Raw genomic sequence first — 17,155 nt, 5'->3', positions numbered from 1 at the left:
GCGCCAAGTGGTCAGCCGGCCTCGGGGAACGCTGATTGGCACTACCGAAAACACAAGTTTCGGAACCGGCTAGAAAGACTTTTGGACTGGCAAGCCCAAGGGATAGGAGGTTTCAGTACACGCGGAGCGCGGCCCCGTAGCTCAGGGGCAGGCCTCGGCCTGCCGTCCAACTGGTGATCACATCGATCGCGCTCGCGATGTCCAACTCCTGGACGTCGTCGGTTCCCGAGGTCGGCGCGTTGCCGGCGTCATCGGCCGCGGGACCGTAGCCGATCCGCCAGTTGTTGGTGCCTTCGGGTCGGAGCTGCGGGACGGTTGCAAGCATCAGCTCCAGTCGTTCATGCGGGCTACTGAGCTTCCAGCCCGCCAATGGCAAAGGGTGACCTCGACCTAAACGTCACCGAATTAGATGCCGCCCCACTGGGACAGCACGGAGCATTTATACACATACGACGATCTGCGCACTCTTTACACATGCGCAGTTTCTGCTCATACTCAATTCATGAGCAACACGTCGCACCGGCGCATCGCCCGGGCCATGGCCCTGCTGGACAACCTGCCCGAATCCGCACTGGATCAGGTGGAGGTCCTGGGCGAGGTCCGCGAACTCGTGGACGAGGCCCTGAACGAGTCGATGGCCAGGGCCACCCTGGACGGGGCCTCCATCCGCGCCGTCGCGCTCCGGGCAGGCCTGTCGCCGAACGCGGTGCCGCCGCGGCTGGGACGGACCGAACCGCTGCAGGCCTACTCCAACGCAGATGGAAGGGTCGTCGGCTCCTCGCTCGAAAGGGCCAGGTACGACGCCGAGCTCGACCGCACACCACCGATCTCAACCAGCCCGCCGCGCTTCCAGAAGCGCCGGCCCACCAGAGGGGGAACACCGTGAGCAAGACCCGCACCGACATCGTGATGCTGCTGGACCGTTCGGGGTCGATGGCCTCCATCGCCGATGACATGATCGGCGGTTTCAACGCCTTCATCGACGAGCAGCGCCGGACCGACCCGGACGGAACCGTCTCCCTGTACCAGTTCGACGACGGCTTCGCAGAGGTCTACGTCGAAAGGCCGCTCGCCGACGTCGAGTCCCTGGTCCTGGTTCCGCGCGGCCGCACCGCCCTGCTCGATTCGATCGGCCGTTCCATTGCGGAAACCCGGGCCCGCATCCAGGCCAAGCCTGAGGCGGAGCGCCCCGGCACCGTGGTGTTCGGCATCATCACCGACGGGCAGGAGAACGCCTCCCGGGAGATCACTCACGCCGCCGCCAAGGCGCTGATCGAACGCCAGGAGGAGAAGGACGGCTGGACGTTCCTGTACTTGGGCGCCAACCAGGACGCCATCGAGGTCGGAGCCGGCCTCGGCATCGCCCGCGAGCGCTCGATGACCTACTCCCCGGACCGCGTCGGCGACGCCATGGTGGCCATGAGCGACTCCGTCCATGCCCTGCGCACCGCCCGCGCCCAAGGGCTGGACGTGGACGCGGCCCGCGCGGCGGCCACCTACTCCGAGGCACACCGCGAGGCCGCCATGCCCGAAACCCCGCGACGCCGCGGCAAGGGTGGCAAGCCAGCAGGGACCTGATCCCTTGGAAGGAGGACGCGTGGCTGCGGCAACGACGATCGTGAACGCGAAGGTTTTCGACGGGACGAAGTTGCAGGACTGGACTTCAGTCCGGTTCGCTGACGGGCTGATCACCGAGTGCTCGGTGGCCTCGGCCGCCCAAGCAGGCGACGAAGTGATCGACGCGGCGGGCGGGACTGTGCTGCCCGGCCTGATCGACGCGCACGTGCACCTCGTTCCCGGTGCGCTCGCGCAATCGTTGACCTTCGGCGTTACCACCGTTCTGGACATGTTCAGCAAACCCGACCTGGTGGCCCGGGCCAAGGAGCTGGCCGGCTCCCGTCTGGACGTGGCCGATGTGCGTTCCTCGGGTGTCGGTGCCACCGCACCCGGCGGGCACCCGTCGATAATGTACGCCCCGTTCCCGACGCTGACCGCCGCCGACCAGGCCGAGCAGTTCGTCGCGGAACGGATCACGGAGGGCTCGGACTACCTGAAGATCTTCTCCGGCACCGGGGGTCTTTGGCCGTCGCTGGACTCCGAAACCATCAAGGCACTGGTCACTGCCGCGCACGCCCGCGGCCTGGTCGTCGTCGCTCACGTGAGCTCGACAGCCGGTGTCGAGGAGGCCGTTTCCGCCGGTGTCGACGCGCTGGCTCACGTCCCCGCGGACGCCGCGCTGGACAAGGCTCTGGTCGAACGCATCGCCGAAGCCGGAATCGTGGTCGGTCCGACGCTGGCCACCATCGAGAACACCCTCGGTGAACCCGGTGGCGCGGCAGTGGCAGGGGACCCGCGGCTCGCTGAGGCGCTCGGGGATGCCTGGGTACGCCGGTTGACCTCGGGTGCCGCGGGATGGCGTGGCCGGAAAATGCCGCCCTACTCGCGGGCCGAGGACAACGTGCGGCGACTGGCCGATGCGGGGGTCACCCTGCTGGCGGGCACCGATGCCCCGAACCCGGGGACCGTGTTCGGAGCAAGCCTGCACCGGGAACTGGAACTCCTGGTCCGGTGCGGCATCAGCCCGGCGCAGGCCCTGGCGGCTGCCACATCCGAACCGGCACGAGTGTTCGGCCTCGGCGACCGGGGACGTGTGGGAGCCGGGCAGCGCGCGGACCTGGTCCTCGTGTCCGGCAACCCGTTGACGGATATCACCGCAACACGAGCGATTGAGCGGATATGGCGCGCGGGCATGGCCTGCGATCGGCGCGCCTTCGTCGCGAGTGCTGCCGAAGCCGAGCAGCTTGACGCCTTCGACGCCCAGGTCGCCAAGGTCGTGGCAGCCGTGCGCGGACGCGGGCCCACATTCGAGCACAGGAAGGCCACGACTACGTGAAGTTCCGCGACCTCCCCGGCTCCATCGCCAGGTCGCTCCTCGAGAGCGGCGGATTCAGATACCGGCCACACCCTTGAACGCGATGAGCCGAAAAAGGTGGGGCGCCAGCCCAGATGCTGGCGCCCCACCCAACCGATCACATGGAGTGCGGCCCCTACTGGACGCTCTGCCCGGCCAGCACCCCGTCGATCTGCCCAAGCGCCTGCCCCATGCCCTCCTCCATGCCCATCTTGACCATCTCCTCGAGCTGGTCAAGGCTCTCGAAGGTGGACACCAGCGTCATGCGGGTACCCCCGCCGGTCTCTTCCAGCGTCACCACGCACGTGGTGGTCCCCAGGAAACCGCTCGGCTCGCCGTCGTCGCCCGCGAAACCGTCCTGAAACTCCAGGCGGTGCGGCGCCTGGACGTCGGTGATCGTCCACCAGCCGCGGGCCTGCTCCCCCTCCGGGCCGGTCATGAAGTAGCGGCAGCTGCCGCCCGCGACGAACTCGTGCCGCTCGAAGGTCGCCGGCCACGTCGGCGGCCCCCACCAGCGCTCCAGCTGGCGCGGATCCTCCCACACCTGCCACACGCGCTCCACCCCGGCATCGAACTCGGTCACGAACGTGAGCGTCAGGTTCTCCAGGTCCTTGTTGCTGCTGACAACGGTCATGGTTCCATTCCCTTCACTGGCTCGGAGAGGATCTCCCCGATGCGGTCTGTGCGGCCACGCCAGACGTCTTCGTAGGCGTCCAGCAGCCGGGCGGCCCGGCGCAGGGTGTCAGGATTGCCGTGCACAATCTGCTCCCTCCCGCGCCGTTCCTTGGTGATGAGGGCGGCCCGCTCGAGCACCGCCACGTGCTTCTGCACCGCGGCGAAACTCATCGCGTAGCGCCCAGCGAGCTCGGAGACCGACTGTTCCCGCAGCATCGCCTGCTTGATGATGTCGCGGCGGGTCGCATCCGCCAAGGCCTGGAAGATGCGGTCGATCTCGGTGTCACTCAACTCACGTACAACCATTTGGTTGTATGTTAGCCCGTTCGGGACGGCTCCGCAAGAGTCTGGTCAGCAATGCCGGACGGGCGTATGTTCTGAACCTGACGGAACTTCCTGCTGCAAACCATGGTCCCGGTCCGGCCGTCACAGCCGGTAGACAGGGAACCCCGTCTATTTTGAATTGGAAGTTCCTGCCCTCGAGGAGATGCGCCCCGACGAGTTGGAGGTATGACCATGTCCGCCCAGTCACCCAGCGAATCCCAGATCCCCGGCTACACATACGGCAGGGCCGAGCATTCCCCCGTCACCCTCGACGAATTGAAGGAACTCAAGGCCAGCGTCTTGTTCGGCGAGCAGGACGCCGAGTTGCTGCGCCGGGTCGGCGAATTGCTCGACGATCAGATCGAGGACGTCCTGGACGTCTGGTACGCCTTCGTCGGCAGCCAGCCGCATCTTGTCGCCCATTTCTCACAGCCCGGCGGCGCTCCCATCCCGGAGTACCTGCAGGCCGTGCGCTCCCGCTTCGGCCAGTGGATCCGGGACACCTGCACCCGGCCCTACGACCAGGAATGGCTGGACTACCAGCAGGAGATTGCCCTTCGGCACACTCCGGCGCACAAGAACGCCACGGACCACGTCAACTCCACCTCGGTGGTCCCGCTACGGCACCTGATCGCGCTGGCCGTGCCCATCTCGACGACCATCCGCCCGTTCCTGGCTAACCGCGAGGACTCCGCCGAGCAGGTGGACGCCATGATGCAGGCGTGGCTGAAAGCGGTCGTCGTGCAGGTCGCGCTATGGTCCCGTCCGTACGCCAACGAGGGGCAGTGGTAGCGCGTCGCTTCGGCTGAGGTGCGCCGCCGACTGCCGGGCGGTGACCATCTCCGGCGACGCCTCCCTAAAGCCCCGGGCGATCATGGCCGGTTTCCGACGCCGGCTTCAGACTGCCAGCGCGGGAACGACGACGTCGGCCAGTGCCGCCACGCCGTCCAGCCACGCCGTCTGGTCCTTGGTGACGTTCTGGAAGATCACCCCGGTCGCGGCGGCGACGGCCGGGTCGTCCTCGAGCCGGTCGCGGACATGTTCGGCCGTCCCGATCGAGTAGCCGAGGATTTCGGTGGCCTCGACAGCGTGCCGGACGCCCAGGGCCTCCAGCAGCGCACCCGGTTCGGTGAAGCCCATGACCTTGCCGAGCAGGGCCAGCGCGTGCGCCGCCACCTCGTCCCGTTCACGCGGGCTGTCCGTCACATGGACCGCCCGGGTGGCCGTGATCCGGGGCGGGACGCCCGCCGGCAGGCCCTCGAGGTAGGCGTCGACGATGTTTCGCTGTCCCTCGCCGGCCGTTGCAGGTCCCTCCCCCCGCCCGGCCGACGGATGGGTAATGGACAGCAGAAGGCCCAGTCCGCGCTCCCCGATGACCCGCCCCCGCTCCGGGGTGTAGGTCGCCTGGTAGAGGGTCCGGCTCCGCACCGGATCGGGCGCCGGCCACAGTTGGCCGTCCGCCAGGTCGGAGGCGGCCGCGGGGTCCAGCAGGGCTGCCAGTTCCGCGTATTTTTCCTCGAACACCGCATGCCGCTGCTCACCCGTGATGCCGAAAAGATCGAACCGGGAGGCCGGGTTGCCCGGACCCACGCCGATGCGCAGCCGCGGACCCAGCAGCTTCTCGGTGGTCACGATGTCCTCCGCCAAGCGGATGGGGTCCTCGAAGGGAAGGGCCACGACACCGACCCCCAGCGTCAGCTTCGTGACCACCGCGCCCAGATGGGCGAGGAACACGAAGGGCGAGCTGACGTGGCCGGCGTTGGGCGAGAAGTGGTGCTGGGCGATCCAGAACTCCTCGAATCCCGCGTTTTCCACCGCTTGGGCCAGGGACACCGTGGCCCGGTAGACGTCTTCGGTGGGCAGGTCTCCGGAGACGTGGGACATGATGCCCACGGTCCTGCGCCCCGGGGAAGCGGACGCGAAATCGGGTGGTGATGCCATGTGGGATCAGCTCTCTGTGAGGTCGGCTCGCTGTGAAATTGGTGTTCCGGGAAGCGGGAAGTCGGAAGGACGGGAACCCCGGTGGCCGCGACAGGTCGGTTGGACCTGCCGCGGCCACCGGCGCGAGGGTTCCTACTTGGTGATCGTGACGCCCTTCCAGCCAAGCCGTCCTTCGATCTTCTCCGTGCTGTCGGAGACGGACGAGTCCTTGGCCCACAGGTTCGGCGTCGCCACCAGGGCGATCGTGGAGCCGTTGCGGTATCCGGCCGCCGAGGCAGCCTGCAGGTTCTCTTCGTAGTCCGCCGAATCCGTCGGGGTTTCCCGGATCTTGGACAGGGCCTTCTGGAACGCGTCGGAGGTGAACGGTGAGCTCAGGTTCAGCACGCCACCTTCGTCGTAGTGCTCGGTCAGGGCCTGCACGTGGGAGTCGCGGCCCACGTACCCGTACAGGGAGAAGGCCTGTTCCTTGCCGAAGTACCCCGCGCTCCAGTTCGGGTCAACGACGATTTCCACCTCGATGCCCACGGCGCCGAGCTGCTGCTGCACGATTTCGGCGTAAGCCTGCTGGGAGGCGCTGAAGGGGTACAGCTTCAGCTTCAGGTCGCCGGCCTTGTAGCCAGCCTCCTCGAGGATGGTCCTGGCCTTCTCCGGGTCGTAGTTGAACTCGGATTCGAGCTCTTCGTTGAAGGTGATGTGCCCGGAGGGGAAGGGCTGGTTCGCGGTTTCGCCGATGCCGAGGGCTCCCTTCTGGAGCAGTTCCTCGCGGTCGATCGCGTAGCGCACCGCCTCCACGACGGCGGGGTCGTTGAACGGTTCCTTGTTCAGGTTGAGGCTCAGGAAGGTGACCACCCAGTTGGTGTTGAGGTCGTTGATCACGTCCAGCCCGGCGTCTTCCGCCTGCTGCGCCTGGCCCGCGCCGATCGAGGCGAAGTTGAACACGCCCGACTGCAGGGCGGGCACCAGGGTCGACGCGTCGTTGCCGCCGCTGATCTCGATGCGGTCGATGTGGATGTTCTCCGCATCCCAGTAGCCGTCGAACTTCTCCAGGACGATCTTGTCCTCCGGGATCAGTTCGGTCACCTTGAACGGTCCCGCGCCCACCGGCAGCGAGGTGTTCAGCTTCGCCGGATCCGCTTCGGCCGCGACCTTGCTGGTGACCAGGCCGGCACGGTTACTCAGCAGGTACGGGAGCTGGTAGTCCTTCTCCTTCAGGTTGACCACGAAGGTGGTCGCGTCGACGACTTCCACCGTGTCGATGTTGTTGTAGGACCCCTTCAGGGCTGAGTTCTCCTGCGTCTTGGCGCGTTCGATGAAGAACTTGACCGCTTCCGAATCAACGGGCGATCCGTCCTGGAACGTGGCGCCCTCGCGGAGCTTGAAGGTCACGGCGTCGCCGGCTTTGTTGTAGGTCCAGCTTTCGGCCAGCGCCGGGGTCAGCTTGCCGTCCTCGCCGCGGGTGATCAGGGATTCGTAGATGGGAGTCATGGTGATCGTGGCTCCCGTGGCGCCGGTGACGATCGGGTCCCAGTTTCCGTTCAGGGCCGTGACGCCCCACTTGATGACGGATTCGTCATCGCCGGCGGCCCCCGCGTTGCCGGCGCAGCCGGTCAGCAGGAGGGCTGCCGCCGTCAGTAGGGCCGCTGGTTTGTGGAGTTTGAGTTTCATGCGTGGTGTTCCATTCGGTGTGGGAGGCGCACGGCAGGACATGCGCAGGTTTGAGTGATTGGTCGAGTGGTGTGGATCTGTCTAACTGAGGTGCAGCGCGGCCCTGAGCTCGTCGCGCCGGGCCTTGTCGATGGATCCGCCGGACAGGGTGGGCGCGGATCCGACGAGCAGTTGGGTATAGGGATGACGGGGGCTGTTGACGACGTCAGCGGTCACGTTGTCCTCGACCACCTGTCCCCGGTAGAGGACCAGGGTCCGGTCCGTGATGCCGGCCACGGATCCTAGGTCGTGGGAGATGAACAGCAGCGAGACGCCGGATTGGCGCAGTTGGCCCAGGATTTCCAGGATCTGGACCCGGTTGGCCGAGTCCAGGGCGCTGACCGGTTCGTCGAGGATCAGCACCTGCGGCTGCGTGATCAGGGCGCGTGCGATCGCGACCCGCTGGCGCTGGCCTCCGGACAGTTCTCCGGGAAAACGGTCGGCCAGGTCGGCGTCGAGGTTGAGCTGTTCCATCAGTTCGCGGACGCGTTCCTTGGCCTCGCGACCCGGGGTCCCGCCCCGGACCAGCAGCGGTTCCGCGATCGAAAAACCGACCGTGGTGGCCGCGTCCAGGCTGCGCAGCGGGTCCTGGAAGACGTACTGGATGATCCCGGACCGGCGGAAGGCGATCCATTCCGCCTTGCCGAAGCCGGTGGTTTCCCGTCCGCCCACGGTGACCGTGCCGGCGGACGGCGTCACCAGACCCAGGATGGCCCGGGCCAGCGTGGACTTCCCCGATCCGGTTTCGCCGATCACCCCGACGGCTTCGCCGCGTCCCAGCCGGAAGGACACCTGATGCAGGACCTGCTTGCGGCGCAGGCCCTTTCCGTAGTGCACGTCGACTCCCTCGACGTGCAGCAGGGAGGATTCGCTAGTGGACATGTTCCCCGGCCCCCTTCTCCGCTGGTTCCTTCTGGGCAAGTCCCTGCCCGGCAAGTCCTTGCCCGGCGATGAACCGGTCCAGCCCATACAGGTTGTGCTCGGAGACCAGCAGCCGGGTGTACTCGTGCCGGGGGCTGTACAGCACCTCCGCCGTGGTTCCCTGCTCGACGATTTCCCCGGACTTGAGCACCAGGACCCTGCTGCAGAGCTGCGCGACCACCGCGAGGTCGTGGGAAACGACAATGAGCGACATGCCCTTGGCTTCCTGGAGCTCCACCAGAAGGTCGAGGATCTCCGCCTGGACCGTCACGTCCAGGGCGGTGGTGGCCTCGTCGGCAATCAGGATCTTCGGCTCGAGCGCCAGCGCCGAGGCGATGAGGACCCGCTGCAGCATGCCGCCGGACAGTTCGTGCGTGTACTGCCCGTAGACCAGTTCCGGCTCCCGCAGGTGCACCGCGCGCAGCAGCTCCAGGGTCTGCGTCTTGGCCTCCCTGCGGGAGAGCTTGCCCTTGACCCGGAAGACCTCGCTGACCTGCTTGCCCACCGGGATCGAGGGGTTCAGGTAGGAGGACGGGTCCTGAAAGATCGCCGAGATGGACGTTCCGCGGATCTTGGACCATTCCTTGTTCGAGTACCCGGTGACGTCCTCGCCGAACAGTTCCACCGAGCCGGCGTCCACGGCGAAGCCGCGCGGGAGGATGCCCAGGAGGGACCGGCAGGTCAGGGTCTTGCCGCTGCCTGATTCCCCGACCAGGCCCAGGATCTCGCCGCGGTTCAGGTCGAATCCGACGCCGCGGACCACGTCCGTGCCAGCGAACTGGTTGTGGATCGTCAGGTCCCGGACGGACAGGAGGGGTTCGGGCCGGCTTTCGACGGCGGGCGGGTGGGGTGCCTGCAGAAGGTTCGTGCTCATCTCAACACTCATTTCGCTGGTTCGGGCTGGAGCGGGGCCGGGACGGCCTTCTTGCGGGGCGTGAGGACCCGGCCGGATTCACCCGAGACGTCCCTGATGGCGTCGGCCAGCAGGTTGAGCCCCCAGACGGTCGCCATGATCAGCAGGGACGGGAAGAGCGGGGCGTACGGCTTGAACGGCAGGTACTTCAGGTCAGAGGCCAGGTCCCCGCCCCAGGTCGGTTCCGGGGGCTGGACGCCGATCCCGAGGAACGTCAGGCTGGCGACGACGACGAGGCCGGCTCCCAGCGTGTTCGCCAGGGCGATCGCGATCGGCGGAAGCACCTTCTCCCAGACGTGCTTGCGGATGATCCACCCCAGGGTGGCGCCGGACAGGACGGCGGCCTCCACGTAGTGGGAGTTGGAGACGTTCAGCGTGGCCGCCCGAGCCACCCGGAAGAAGAGCGGGGCGACCAGCACGCCGACCACCATCATGGCCTGGTTGATGCCGTTGCCAACCAGCGCGGTGACGGCCACGGCAAAGATCAGGAACGGAATGGAAATGAGGGTGTCGATGATCCGCAGGGACGCCCACTCGTAGGCCTTCCCGAGGTAGACGGAGAGGATTCCGGGGATGGCGCCCACCACCAGGCCGATCAGCGCGACCTGCACGGCGCTGAAGATGCTCAGCGTGGCCCCGTACAGCAGCCGGCTCAGGACGTCGCGGCCCACGTAGTCGGTGCCGAGCCAGTTGGCGGCCGAGGGCCCCAGCAGCGGCTCGCCGGTTCCGGCCAGCGGATCGTACGGCGCGAGGATCCGCCCGAAGATCGCCAGCACCAGGATGACCGAGAGCAGGATCGCGGCGAAGCGGCCTGCGGGCAGGTTCAGGACTTTCCTGACCATGGGCTAGACCCCCCTTGCTGCGGCCGGGGTGACCCGGTTGAGCACGATGTTCACGGCGACGTTGAAGACGACGACGAGGATGATGGACACCACCAGGGCTCCCTGGACCGCCGGGACGTCGCCGCGCAGGGCCGAATCCGCGGCGTACTGGCCGAAGCCGGAGAGCCCGAAGATCGCCTCGGTGACCACCGCGCCGCCGAGCAGGTTGGGGAACTTCATGCCGATCACCGTGAGCGTCGGACCGATGCCGTTGCGCAGGACGTGGACGAAAAAGATGCGCGGGCCGCTCAATCCCCGCACGATCGCGCCGGTGACGTAGTTTTCCCGGTACGCCGAGATCAGGCCCACGCGCATCTGCCGGGCCACGTCGGCCACCGTGTCCAGACTCAGGGCCACGGCGGGCAGGAGGATGTGGCTCAGCCACAGGCCCAGGCCACCGTCCTCGATGGAGACATACCCGGCCGCCGGCAGCCATTGCAGGGTGACGGCAAAGATCGCGATGAGCGCGACACCGACGACGAAGGGCGGCAGGACCGAAATGAAGGTGGCGACCGCCGTGATGGCGCGGTCCAGGAACGACTGCGGATAGAGCGCCGCCAGGGTTCCCAGGACAAATCCTCCGACCACGCCGATGACCAGCGCCAGCCCGGCGACGGACAGGCTGATCACGGCCCGCGAGGCGAGGATCTCCGTAACCGACGTGCCGTTCCACCAGCTTTCGCCGAAGTCGCCGCGGAGGATTCCACCGAACCAGTCCAGGTACTGGATGACGAAGGGCCGATCGAGGCCCCATTCGTGCTCGACCTGCTGGACCAGTTCGGGAGTGGCGTTTTCCCCGAGTTTCACGTGCGCCGGGCTGAGGCCGCTGATGTGGCGCAGCAGGAACGTCACGAAGGTCGCAATGAGCAGCACCGGGACGAAGACGCCCAGCGGTTTCAGCACACCCAACGCGATCCGTTTGGCCTTGAGCCGGCGGAGGTCGCGGACGGCGGCCTTCGCCGCATCGTCCCTTGCGTTCGCACCGTCCCCTGCGTTCACCCCCTCCCTCGGGGGCCGGCCAGCTGCCGCACCGGCAGGTGGCAGCGTCGAGTGGATCGTTGGCACTGCGGGCTCCTTTCTGGGCCGTCCGTTTCCGCGGAAACGTCAGCTTGCGGTTGCGACGAGTTCTTCCGGCGTCACGGAGTGGATGTTCGTCGGGATCGGCAGCCCGAGGTTGCCGCGCAAAGTGTTTCCATGCGGGGTCGTGCCGTCGTAGTCCTCGCGCGCGATGCCGCGCTGGCGCAGGAGCGGCAGGACCTCCTCGACGAACCGTGCGAACTCGCTGGGAACGGTGATGCTGACGTTCAGCCCGTCCAGGGCGCCGGCCTCGAACCACTCGGTGATCTCGTCGGCCACGGACTGGGCGGTGCCCACGAACGGGCCCGGCTTGTACCCGAAGAAGCGCTCCACGGTCTGGCGCAGGGTCAGCCCCTCTTCCCGGGCGGTCTTCTTGATCGCTTCCGCGTGGGTCTTGAAACTGTCCTTGCCCAGGTCCCCCAGGTCCGGGAAGGGAGCGTCCAGGTCGTACTGGGTGAAGTCGTGCCATCCGAACGGCCGGCCCAGCAGGGCCAGCTGCTGGGCGAACGACGGCGCCGCGCGCCGGGCGCGCTCGACCTCGCGGGCCTCTTCGACGGTGTCCCGGACGATGATCTGGACTCCGGGGAGGATGAGCACCTGCTCCGGGTCGCGCCCGGCCGCCAGCACCCGTCGTCGGATGTCCTCGCGGAACGCCTGGCCCTCGGCAATCGTGTTCGAGTGCGTGAAGATGGCGTCCGCGATGGCCGCCCCGAGCTGCCGGCCTTCCTCCGAATCCCCGGCCTGGAAGATCACCGGCTGACCCTGCGCGGAGCGGTCAAGGTTCAGCGGACCTTCGACCTGGAAGTACCGGCCCGCGTGGTCCAGCCTGTGCTGCTTGGACGGGTCGAAGAACACTCCGGCTTCCTTGTCCCGCGGGAAGGCGCCGTCCTCGTAGGAGTTCCACAGCCCCTGGACCACGCGGACGTGTTCCAGCGCGCGCCCGTAGCGGTGCTCGTAGTCGAAGTGCTCGTCGCGGCTGAAGTTCCGCGCGGTGCCACCGTCACCGGTCGCCACGACGTTCCATCCGGCCCGGCCCTTGCTGATCAGGTCCAGCGAGGCGAACCGCCGGGCCACGTTGAACGGCTCGTTGTAGGAGGTGCTGATCGTGGCCACCAGCCCGATGTTCTCGGTGGCGACCGCCAGGGCGGAAAGCAGTGTGAACGGCTCCAGCCGGTTCAGGTAGTGGTTGGGCGAGCGGTCGGTGATGTATTGGCTGTCCACGATGAAGACCTGGTCGAACTTCGCGTCCTCGGCCTGGCGGGCACGGGCGATGTACCAGTCGATGTCCACGCTGGCGTCGCCGGGAACCTCCGGGTCCTTCCAGGACCATTGGTCGCCGGGGCCTCCGACACCCATGAGGACCGCACCGAGCTTGAGCTGGCGTTTCGCCATGGCAAACCTCCGAAAATTTGGGGAACTGGCAAGTGGGAAATCCTGCGGGTCCCGCCTCGGATCGGTTCCTGCTCTTCCGTCCGGCGGCCCTTGGTGATGGATTCTTCAGACCGTTCCGAAAACCCGGCAAGCCGTGTAACCGCCAATGAACCGGCGTGACCTGGGGTGTCGCAACGTGGTCCGCGGAGCACCGATGTGACGCACGGGGACGTACCGCGGCGTCGCGGGAGGACGCAAAGCGCCTTGCCACGTAGCGATTCGCCACGCAGTCGACGGCGGCGGGCGGCCCCGCCAAGAATCGGAATCCACAGCTTCCGCACCCCCAGCGAAGGGACCTCCGTGACCGACCACCAGGAGTGGCATCCCGCCACCCACCAAGTCCAGGGCGGCTACTCCGCCGGCACGTGGCAGAACACCGCCGTCGTGCCGATCTACCAGTCGGCCGCCTTCGAGTTCGAGTCCTTTGAGGCGGCCCGCGAAATCTTCGCCCTGCGCCGCCCGGGCAACCTCTACGGGCGCGGCGGCAACCCGACCGCGGCCGTCCTGGAAGAACGCGTCGCCGCCCTCGAAGGCGGGGCCGGCGCGCTGGCGACCGGCTCCGGGCAGTCCGCGGTCGCCGTCGCCCTCCTGACGCTGGTGCGGACGGGGCAGCACATCGTCGCCTCGAACAGCCTTTACGGCGGCACCGTGGACCTGCTCACCGACACGTTCGCCGACTTCGGCATCGGCGTCACCCTGGTGGATCCGCTGGACACGTCAGCCTGGGAGGCGGCGGTCCGTCCCGAGACCCGGGCCTTCTTCGTCGAGTCGGTGGGCAACCCGCTGGCCACCATCCCGGACCTGGCAGCCCTGGCCGCGATCGCGCACGCCCACGACGTCCCGCTGGTGGTGGACAACACGGTGCCGACGCCCGTCCTGCTGCGGCCGCTCGAGCACGGGGCCGACGTCGTGGTCCATTCCGCCACCAAGTTCCTCGGCGGCCACGGCAGTTCGCTGGCCGGAGTGATCGTCGACGGCGGCACGTTCGACTTCGGTGCCCGGCCCGAGCGGTGGAGGCAGTTCACCGCACCGTCCACGCGCTTCGGCGGCATCACCTTCAACGACGCATTCTCCGCCCCGCGCACCCCGTTCCTGGTGCTGGCCCGCGCGAAGGTGGTGCACGACCTCGGTCCCAGCCTCTCCCCCTTCAACGCGTTCCAGATCATCCAGGGGCTGGAGACGCTGGAGTTGCGGATCCGCAAGCACAACGCCTCCGCCCTCACCCTCGCCCGCCACCTCGCCGCGCACCCCGCCGTCGCGCGCGTCCACCACCCCGGCCTGCCCGGGCACCCGCAGCACGACGCCGCCGCGCGCCTGCTGCCCGACGGCACCGGATCGGTGTTCTCCTTCGACCTGGCCGCCGACCCGGCCACCGTGGGCCCGTTCATCGACAGCCTGCGACTGTTCCGGCTGGTGGCGAACATCGGCGACGCCCGTTCGCTGGTCATCCATCCGGCGACCACCACGCACAGCCGCTTCACCCCGGAGCAGTTCGCCGCCTCCGGGATCACCCCCACCACCATCCGGCTGTCGGTGGGGCTCGAGGACGTCCGCGACCTGGCCGAGGACCTGGACTGGGCGCTCGACCTCGTGGCCACCACCGCGCACGCCACCACCGCGCACGCCACTGTCCCCGCCCATGCCGCGGCCAGCGGCCCCGCCACCCGCTGAGGAGCACAGATGAAATTCGGTTACTGGACCCCGGTGTACGGAGGCTTCCTGCGCAACGTCGAGCACGAGGACATGTCCGCCACGTGGGACTACGTGCGCCGGGTCAGCCGGCAGGCCGACCGGCTGGGCTATGCCCTGACGCTGGTGCCCGAGCTGTACCTCAACGACCGCAAGGGCATCGCGGCGCCCAGCCTGGAGGCGTGGTCGCTGGCCGCCTCGATCGCGGCCGTCACGGAGAACCTGGAGGTCATGACCGCGGTACGGCCCGGCTTCCACAATCCGGCGGTCCTGGCCAAGACGGTCTCCACCCTGGAGGACATCAGCGGAGGCAGGCTGTCCCTGAACGTGGTGTCCGCGTGGTGGGCCGAAGAGGCCCGGCAGTTCGGCGGGTTGTTCGCGGAGCACGACGAGCGGTACGTGCAGTCCGGTGAGTTCGTGCGGGCCCTGCGCGGGCTGTGGTCGCAGACTCCCTACAGCCAGGCCGGGGAGTACTACGACCTGGCGGACGTCATCGTGGAGCCGAAGCCCGCCCAGGCGCCCCACATCTATGCGGGCGGGGAATCCGAGGGAGGCCGCGAGGCGATCGCCGGCTTCGCCGATTCCTACGTAACCCACGGCGGAACCGTCGAGGAGCTGCGGGTGAAGGCGGCCGACCTGAACGCCCGGCGCCGCCGGCTGCAGGGTGCGGATTTCGCGACCATCGGCATGAGCGCCTACGTGATCGTCCGCGACACCGAGGCCGAGGCGCAGGCGGAACTGGAACGCATCACCACGGTGGACCCCGACTCCCCCGGCTACGCCTCCTTCGAGGAGTTCACCGCCCACTCCAACCTGGACATCGAGGTCTCCAAGCGCGAGTACTCCGTGGGCACCCGCGGACTGCGCCCCAACCTGGTGGGCACGCCCGAGCAGGTGGCGGAGAAGATCGCCGCGTACCAGAACGCGGGAGTCGGCCTGCTGCTGATCCAGTCCTCCCCGCTGCACACCGAACTGGAACGCATCGCCGAGCAGCTCATCCCGCTGGTGAATCACCCGGACAACAGGGGCCCGGGCACGGACAGGGGCACGGGGCAACCCGCCGACACTGACCACTCCCTGGTTTTCTCCAACTGACGCCCGGCTTCAGATCACGCACGGCTCCAGATCACCTACGGAAAGGCCCGCCATGACAAGCTCCACCGATTCCTTCACCACCACCGACGTGCGGACCGCCTCCTGGGACGTGGCTGCCGGAGCCACCGCCCGCGGCACCCTGGTCCTGCTGACCGGCCGCGGCGAGCACCCCGGCGCCTACGCCCGCTTCGGCAAGCGCATCGCCTTTGACGGATACCGCGTGCACGTCGTGGACACCGCGGACCAGGACGCTGCCGCGACGCTCGCTTCGGCACTGCTGGCCTCCAGCGATTCCGCAAAACCACGGGTGCTGGCCGGATCGGACACCGGTGCCGCCCTGGCCCTGTCCCTCGCCTCCGGGGCCGCAGAGGCGGACGCCGTCGTGCTCGCAGCCCTTCCGCTGGGCGGGGCGGCCAGCGCGCTGGCCGATGACGAGGTCCGGTCGGCCTGCCCGCTGCACCGCCAGGTCCTGGCGCAGGAGGAAAACCTCGACGCCGGCGCGCTCGCCGCAGGTCTGGCCCCCGCTGCGGTTCCCCGCGCGGAGGACATCCCCGTCCCGGTGCTCGCCTTCCACGGCGAGGAGGACGCGGTGGTGCCCGTCGGCGCGGCCCGGACCTGGGCGGCGGGGCTCCCGCACGGCACGCTGGTCACCACCGCCGGCGGCCTGCGCGATGCGTTCAACGACAAGCAGCACCGCAGCGTCGCTGCGCGGATCGTGCTGTTCCTCGAGGAGTTGGGCACCGGGCCAACGGTCCTGGTCGAAAACTAGGGGTTCCGGCCCGCCTACCCCAACCGCCGCTGCCGGAACATGGGGAACTGCCGGCGCACTTCAGCGATCCGCTTTAGCGAGACGTCCACGGCGGCAACGGCCGGTTCCAGCCCCAGGTCCGCGACCACGGCGCCCATTGGGTCCACAAGCAGGCTGTGCCCCACCGAAATCGGCGGGGTTTGGCACGCTCCGGCCACGTAGAGCCCGTTCTCGATCGCCCTGGCCTCGGCCAGCGCCAGCCACTGCCGGGTCTTGTGCTCGCCCGGCACCCAGGAGGAGCACACCAGCAGCACGTCGGCCCCGGCGTCGGACAGCGCCCGGGCGAGCTCGGGAAAGCGCAGGTCGTAGCAGGTCATCAGCCCGAAGTTCACTCCGCCGAATTCGAACACCACCGGCTCCGCGGACGGCGCGGGCTGGATGAACCGGGATTCCCCGAACCCCTGGGCGTCGAAGAGGTGGATCTTCCGGTAGCGGGCCAGCAGGGCGCCGTCGGGTCCGAACGCTGCCAGCGTGTTGTAGGCGCGGTCGGGCTCCCCGGAGGCTTCGACGACGCCGGCCACCAGGGCCACCCCGTGCCGGCGGGCGATGCCGGCCAGGGCGTTGCCGACGGGCCCGTCCAAGGGCTCGGCCACCGCGGGGAAGGAGGCGTCCACCACCTTCTTCTCATAGGTGGCGTACTCCGGGAAGGCCACCAGCAGGGCGCCGTCACGGGCGGCTTCCGCGCTGAAGCGCTCGATCGCCGCGAGATTGGCCTCGACGTCCGTCCCCGATTCCAGTTGCCCCAGCGCAATCCTCATGACCGGCACCTCCTTCCGCGGCTTCCC

The 17,155-nt window shown here is 68.2% G+C and carries 18 protein-coding genes; 7 read left to right on the top strand and 11 right to left on the bottom strand.

The window, feature by feature from the left end; translation table 11 throughout:
* Nucleotides 1-112 precede the first annotated feature (112 nt).
* Entirely contained in the window at nt 113-325 is a 213-nt protein-coding gene (locus ABD912_RS21345; protein WP_345154133.1) for a hypothetical protein, read from the bottom strand.
* 177 nt (nt 326-502) lie between these two features.
* Here ABD912_RS21345 and ABD912_RS21340 point away from each other — a divergent pair, with 177 nt between their 5' ends.
* From ABD912_RS21340 to ABD912_RS21330, 3 genes are read left to right on the top strand one after another with little or no spacing between them, the layout of a single operon-like run.
* Nucleotides 503-886: a hypothetical protein gene (locus tag ABD912_RS21340; RefSeq protein WP_345154132.1), complete on the top strand. Its 384-nt coding sequence runs from the start codon at nt 503-505 to the stop codon at nt 884-886.
* A complete protein-coding gene (locus tag ABD912_RS21335; protein WP_345154130.1) occupies nt 883-1,578 on the top strand; it encodes a vWA domain-containing protein in 696 nt (231 codons plus the stop codon). The genes ABD912_RS21340 and ABD912_RS21335 overlap by 4 nt, the downstream gene beginning before the upstream one ends.
* Nucleotides 1,579-1,597: 19 nt before the next feature.
* Nucleotides 1,598-2,893, top strand: coding sequence for an amidohydrolase family protein (locus ABD912_RS21330; protein ID WP_345154128.1), 1,296 nt, complete (start codon nt 1,598-1,600; stop codon nt 2,891-2,893).
* Between the two features lie 154 nt (nt 2,894-3,047).
* Here ABD912_RS21330 and ABD912_RS21325 read toward each other — a convergent pair whose 3' ends face one another.
* Both ABD912_RS21325 and ABD912_RS21320 read right to left on the bottom strand, forming a co-directional pair.
* Nucleotides 3,048-3,545 carry an SRPBCC family protein gene (locus tag ABD912_RS21325; protein ID WP_345154126.1) on the bottom strand — a complete coding sequence of 166 codons (498 nt, stop codon included), beginning with the start codon at nt 3,543-3,545 and terminating at the stop codon, nt 3,048-3,050.
* On the bottom strand, nt 3,542-3,892 hold the full coding sequence (locus ABD912_RS21320) for an ArsR/SmtB family transcription factor (RefSeq protein ID WP_345154123.1): 351 nt from the start codon (nt 3,890-3,892) through the stop codon (nt 3,542-3,544). The genes ABD912_RS21325 and ABD912_RS21320 overlap by 4 nt, the downstream gene beginning before the upstream one ends.
* 210 nt (nt 3,893-4,102) lie before the next feature.
* Here ABD912_RS21320 and ABD912_RS21315 point away from each other — a divergent pair, with 210 nt between their 5' ends.
* Complete coding sequence (locus ABD912_RS21315) at nt 4,103-4,702, top strand: protoglobin domain-containing protein (RefSeq protein ID WP_345154121.1); 600 nt, start codon at nt 4,103-4,105, stop codon at nt 4,700-4,702.
* A 105-nt stretch (nt 4,703-4,807) separates the two neighbouring features.
* Here the strand turns inward: ABD912_RS21315 and ABD912_RS21310 are convergent, their stop codons facing one another.
* The 7 genes from ABD912_RS21310 to ABD912_RS21280 all read right to left on the bottom strand — a co-directional run bounded on the left by ABD912_RS21310 (nt 4,808) and on the right by ABD912_RS21280 (nt 12,739).
* Nucleotides 4,808-5,851 (bottom strand): LLM class flavin-dependent oxidoreductase, encoded by a 1,044-nt coding sequence (locus ABD912_RS21310; protein WP_345154119.1) that lies wholly within the window; start codon nt 5,849-5,851, stop codon nt 4,808-4,810.
* A 132-nt stretch (nt 5,852-5,983) separates the two neighbouring features.
* On the bottom strand, nt 5,984-7,516 hold the full coding sequence (locus ABD912_RS21305) for an ABC transporter substrate-binding protein (RefSeq protein ID WP_345154117.1): 1,533 nt from the start codon (nt 7,514-7,516) through the stop codon (nt 5,984-5,986).
* Between the two features lie 81 nt (nt 7,517-7,597).
* On the bottom strand, nt 7,598-8,437 hold the full coding sequence (locus ABD912_RS21300; protein ID WP_345154114.1) for an ABC transporter ATP-binding protein: 840 nt from the start codon (nt 8,435-8,437) through the stop codon (nt 7,598-7,600).
* Nucleotides 8,427-9,350: an ABC transporter ATP-binding protein gene (locus ABD912_RS21295; protein WP_345154112.1), complete on the bottom strand. Its 924-nt coding sequence runs from the start codon at nt 9,348-9,350 to the stop codon at nt 8,427-8,429. Before ABD912_RS21295 ends, ABD912_RS21300 begins: the two co-directional genes overlap by 11 nt.
* Nucleotides 9,351-9,358: 8 nt before the next feature.
* Nucleotides 9,359-10,231 (bottom strand): ABC transporter permease, encoded by an 873-nt coding sequence (locus ABD912_RS21290; protein ID WP_345154110.1) that lies wholly within the window; start codon nt 10,229-10,231, stop codon nt 9,359-9,361.
* Nucleotides 10,232-10,234: 3 nt separating this feature from the next.
* A complete protein-coding gene (locus ABD912_RS21285) occupies nt 10,235-11,269 on the bottom strand; it encodes an ABC transporter permease (protein WP_345154109.1) in 1,035 nt (344 codons plus the stop codon).
* 105 nt (nt 11,270-11,374) lie between these two features.
* The gene (locus ABD912_RS21280) at nt 11,375-12,739 is read right to left on the bottom strand and encodes an LLM class flavin-dependent oxidoreductase (protein ID WP_345154108.1); all 1,365 of its coding nucleotides are present in this window, start codon (nt 12,737-12,739) and stop codon (nt 11,375-11,377) included.
* Nucleotides 12,740-13,078: 339 nt separating this feature from the next.
* On the opposite strand from ABD912_RS21280, the gene ABD912_RS21275 reads away from it, so the two are divergent.
* From ABD912_RS21275 to ABD912_RS21265, 3 genes are read left to right on the top strand one after another with little or no spacing between them, the layout of a single operon-like run.
* On the top strand, nt 13,079-14,449 hold the full coding sequence (locus ABD912_RS21275; protein WP_345154107.1) for an O-acetylhomoserine aminocarboxypropyltransferase/cysteine synthase family protein: 1,371 nt from the start codon (nt 13,079-13,081) through the stop codon (nt 14,447-14,449).
* A 9-nt stretch (nt 14,450-14,458) separates the two neighbouring features.
* Nucleotides 14,459-15,562, top strand: a complete 1,104-nt coding sequence (locus tag ABD912_RS21270) for an LLM class flavin-dependent oxidoreductase (RefSeq protein ID WP_345154106.1) — start codon at nt 14,459-14,461, stop codon at nt 15,560-15,562.
* A gap of 52 nt (nt 15,563-15,614) precedes the next feature.
* Nucleotides 15,615-16,331, top strand: coding sequence for an alpha/beta hydrolase (locus tag ABD912_RS21265; protein ID WP_345154104.1), 717 nt, complete (start codon nt 15,615-15,617; stop codon nt 16,329-16,331).
* A 14-nt stretch (nt 16,332-16,345) separates the two neighbouring features.
* Here the strand turns inward: ABD912_RS21265 and ABD912_RS21260 are convergent, their stop codons facing one another.
* On the bottom strand, nt 16,346-17,128 hold the full coding sequence (locus ABD912_RS21260; protein ID WP_345154103.1) for a carbon-nitrogen hydrolase family protein: 783 nt from the start codon (nt 17,126-17,128) through the stop codon (nt 16,346-16,348).
* Nucleotides 17,129-17,155: the final 27 nt, after the last annotated feature.

This window comes from Arthrobacter ginkgonis (assembly GCF_039540195.1).
Taxonomy (GTDB): Bacteria; Actinomycetota; Actinomycetes; order Actinomycetales; family Micrococcaceae; genus Zafaria; species Zafaria ginkgonis.
This window is presented reverse-complemented; position numbering and strand designations above follow the sequence as displayed.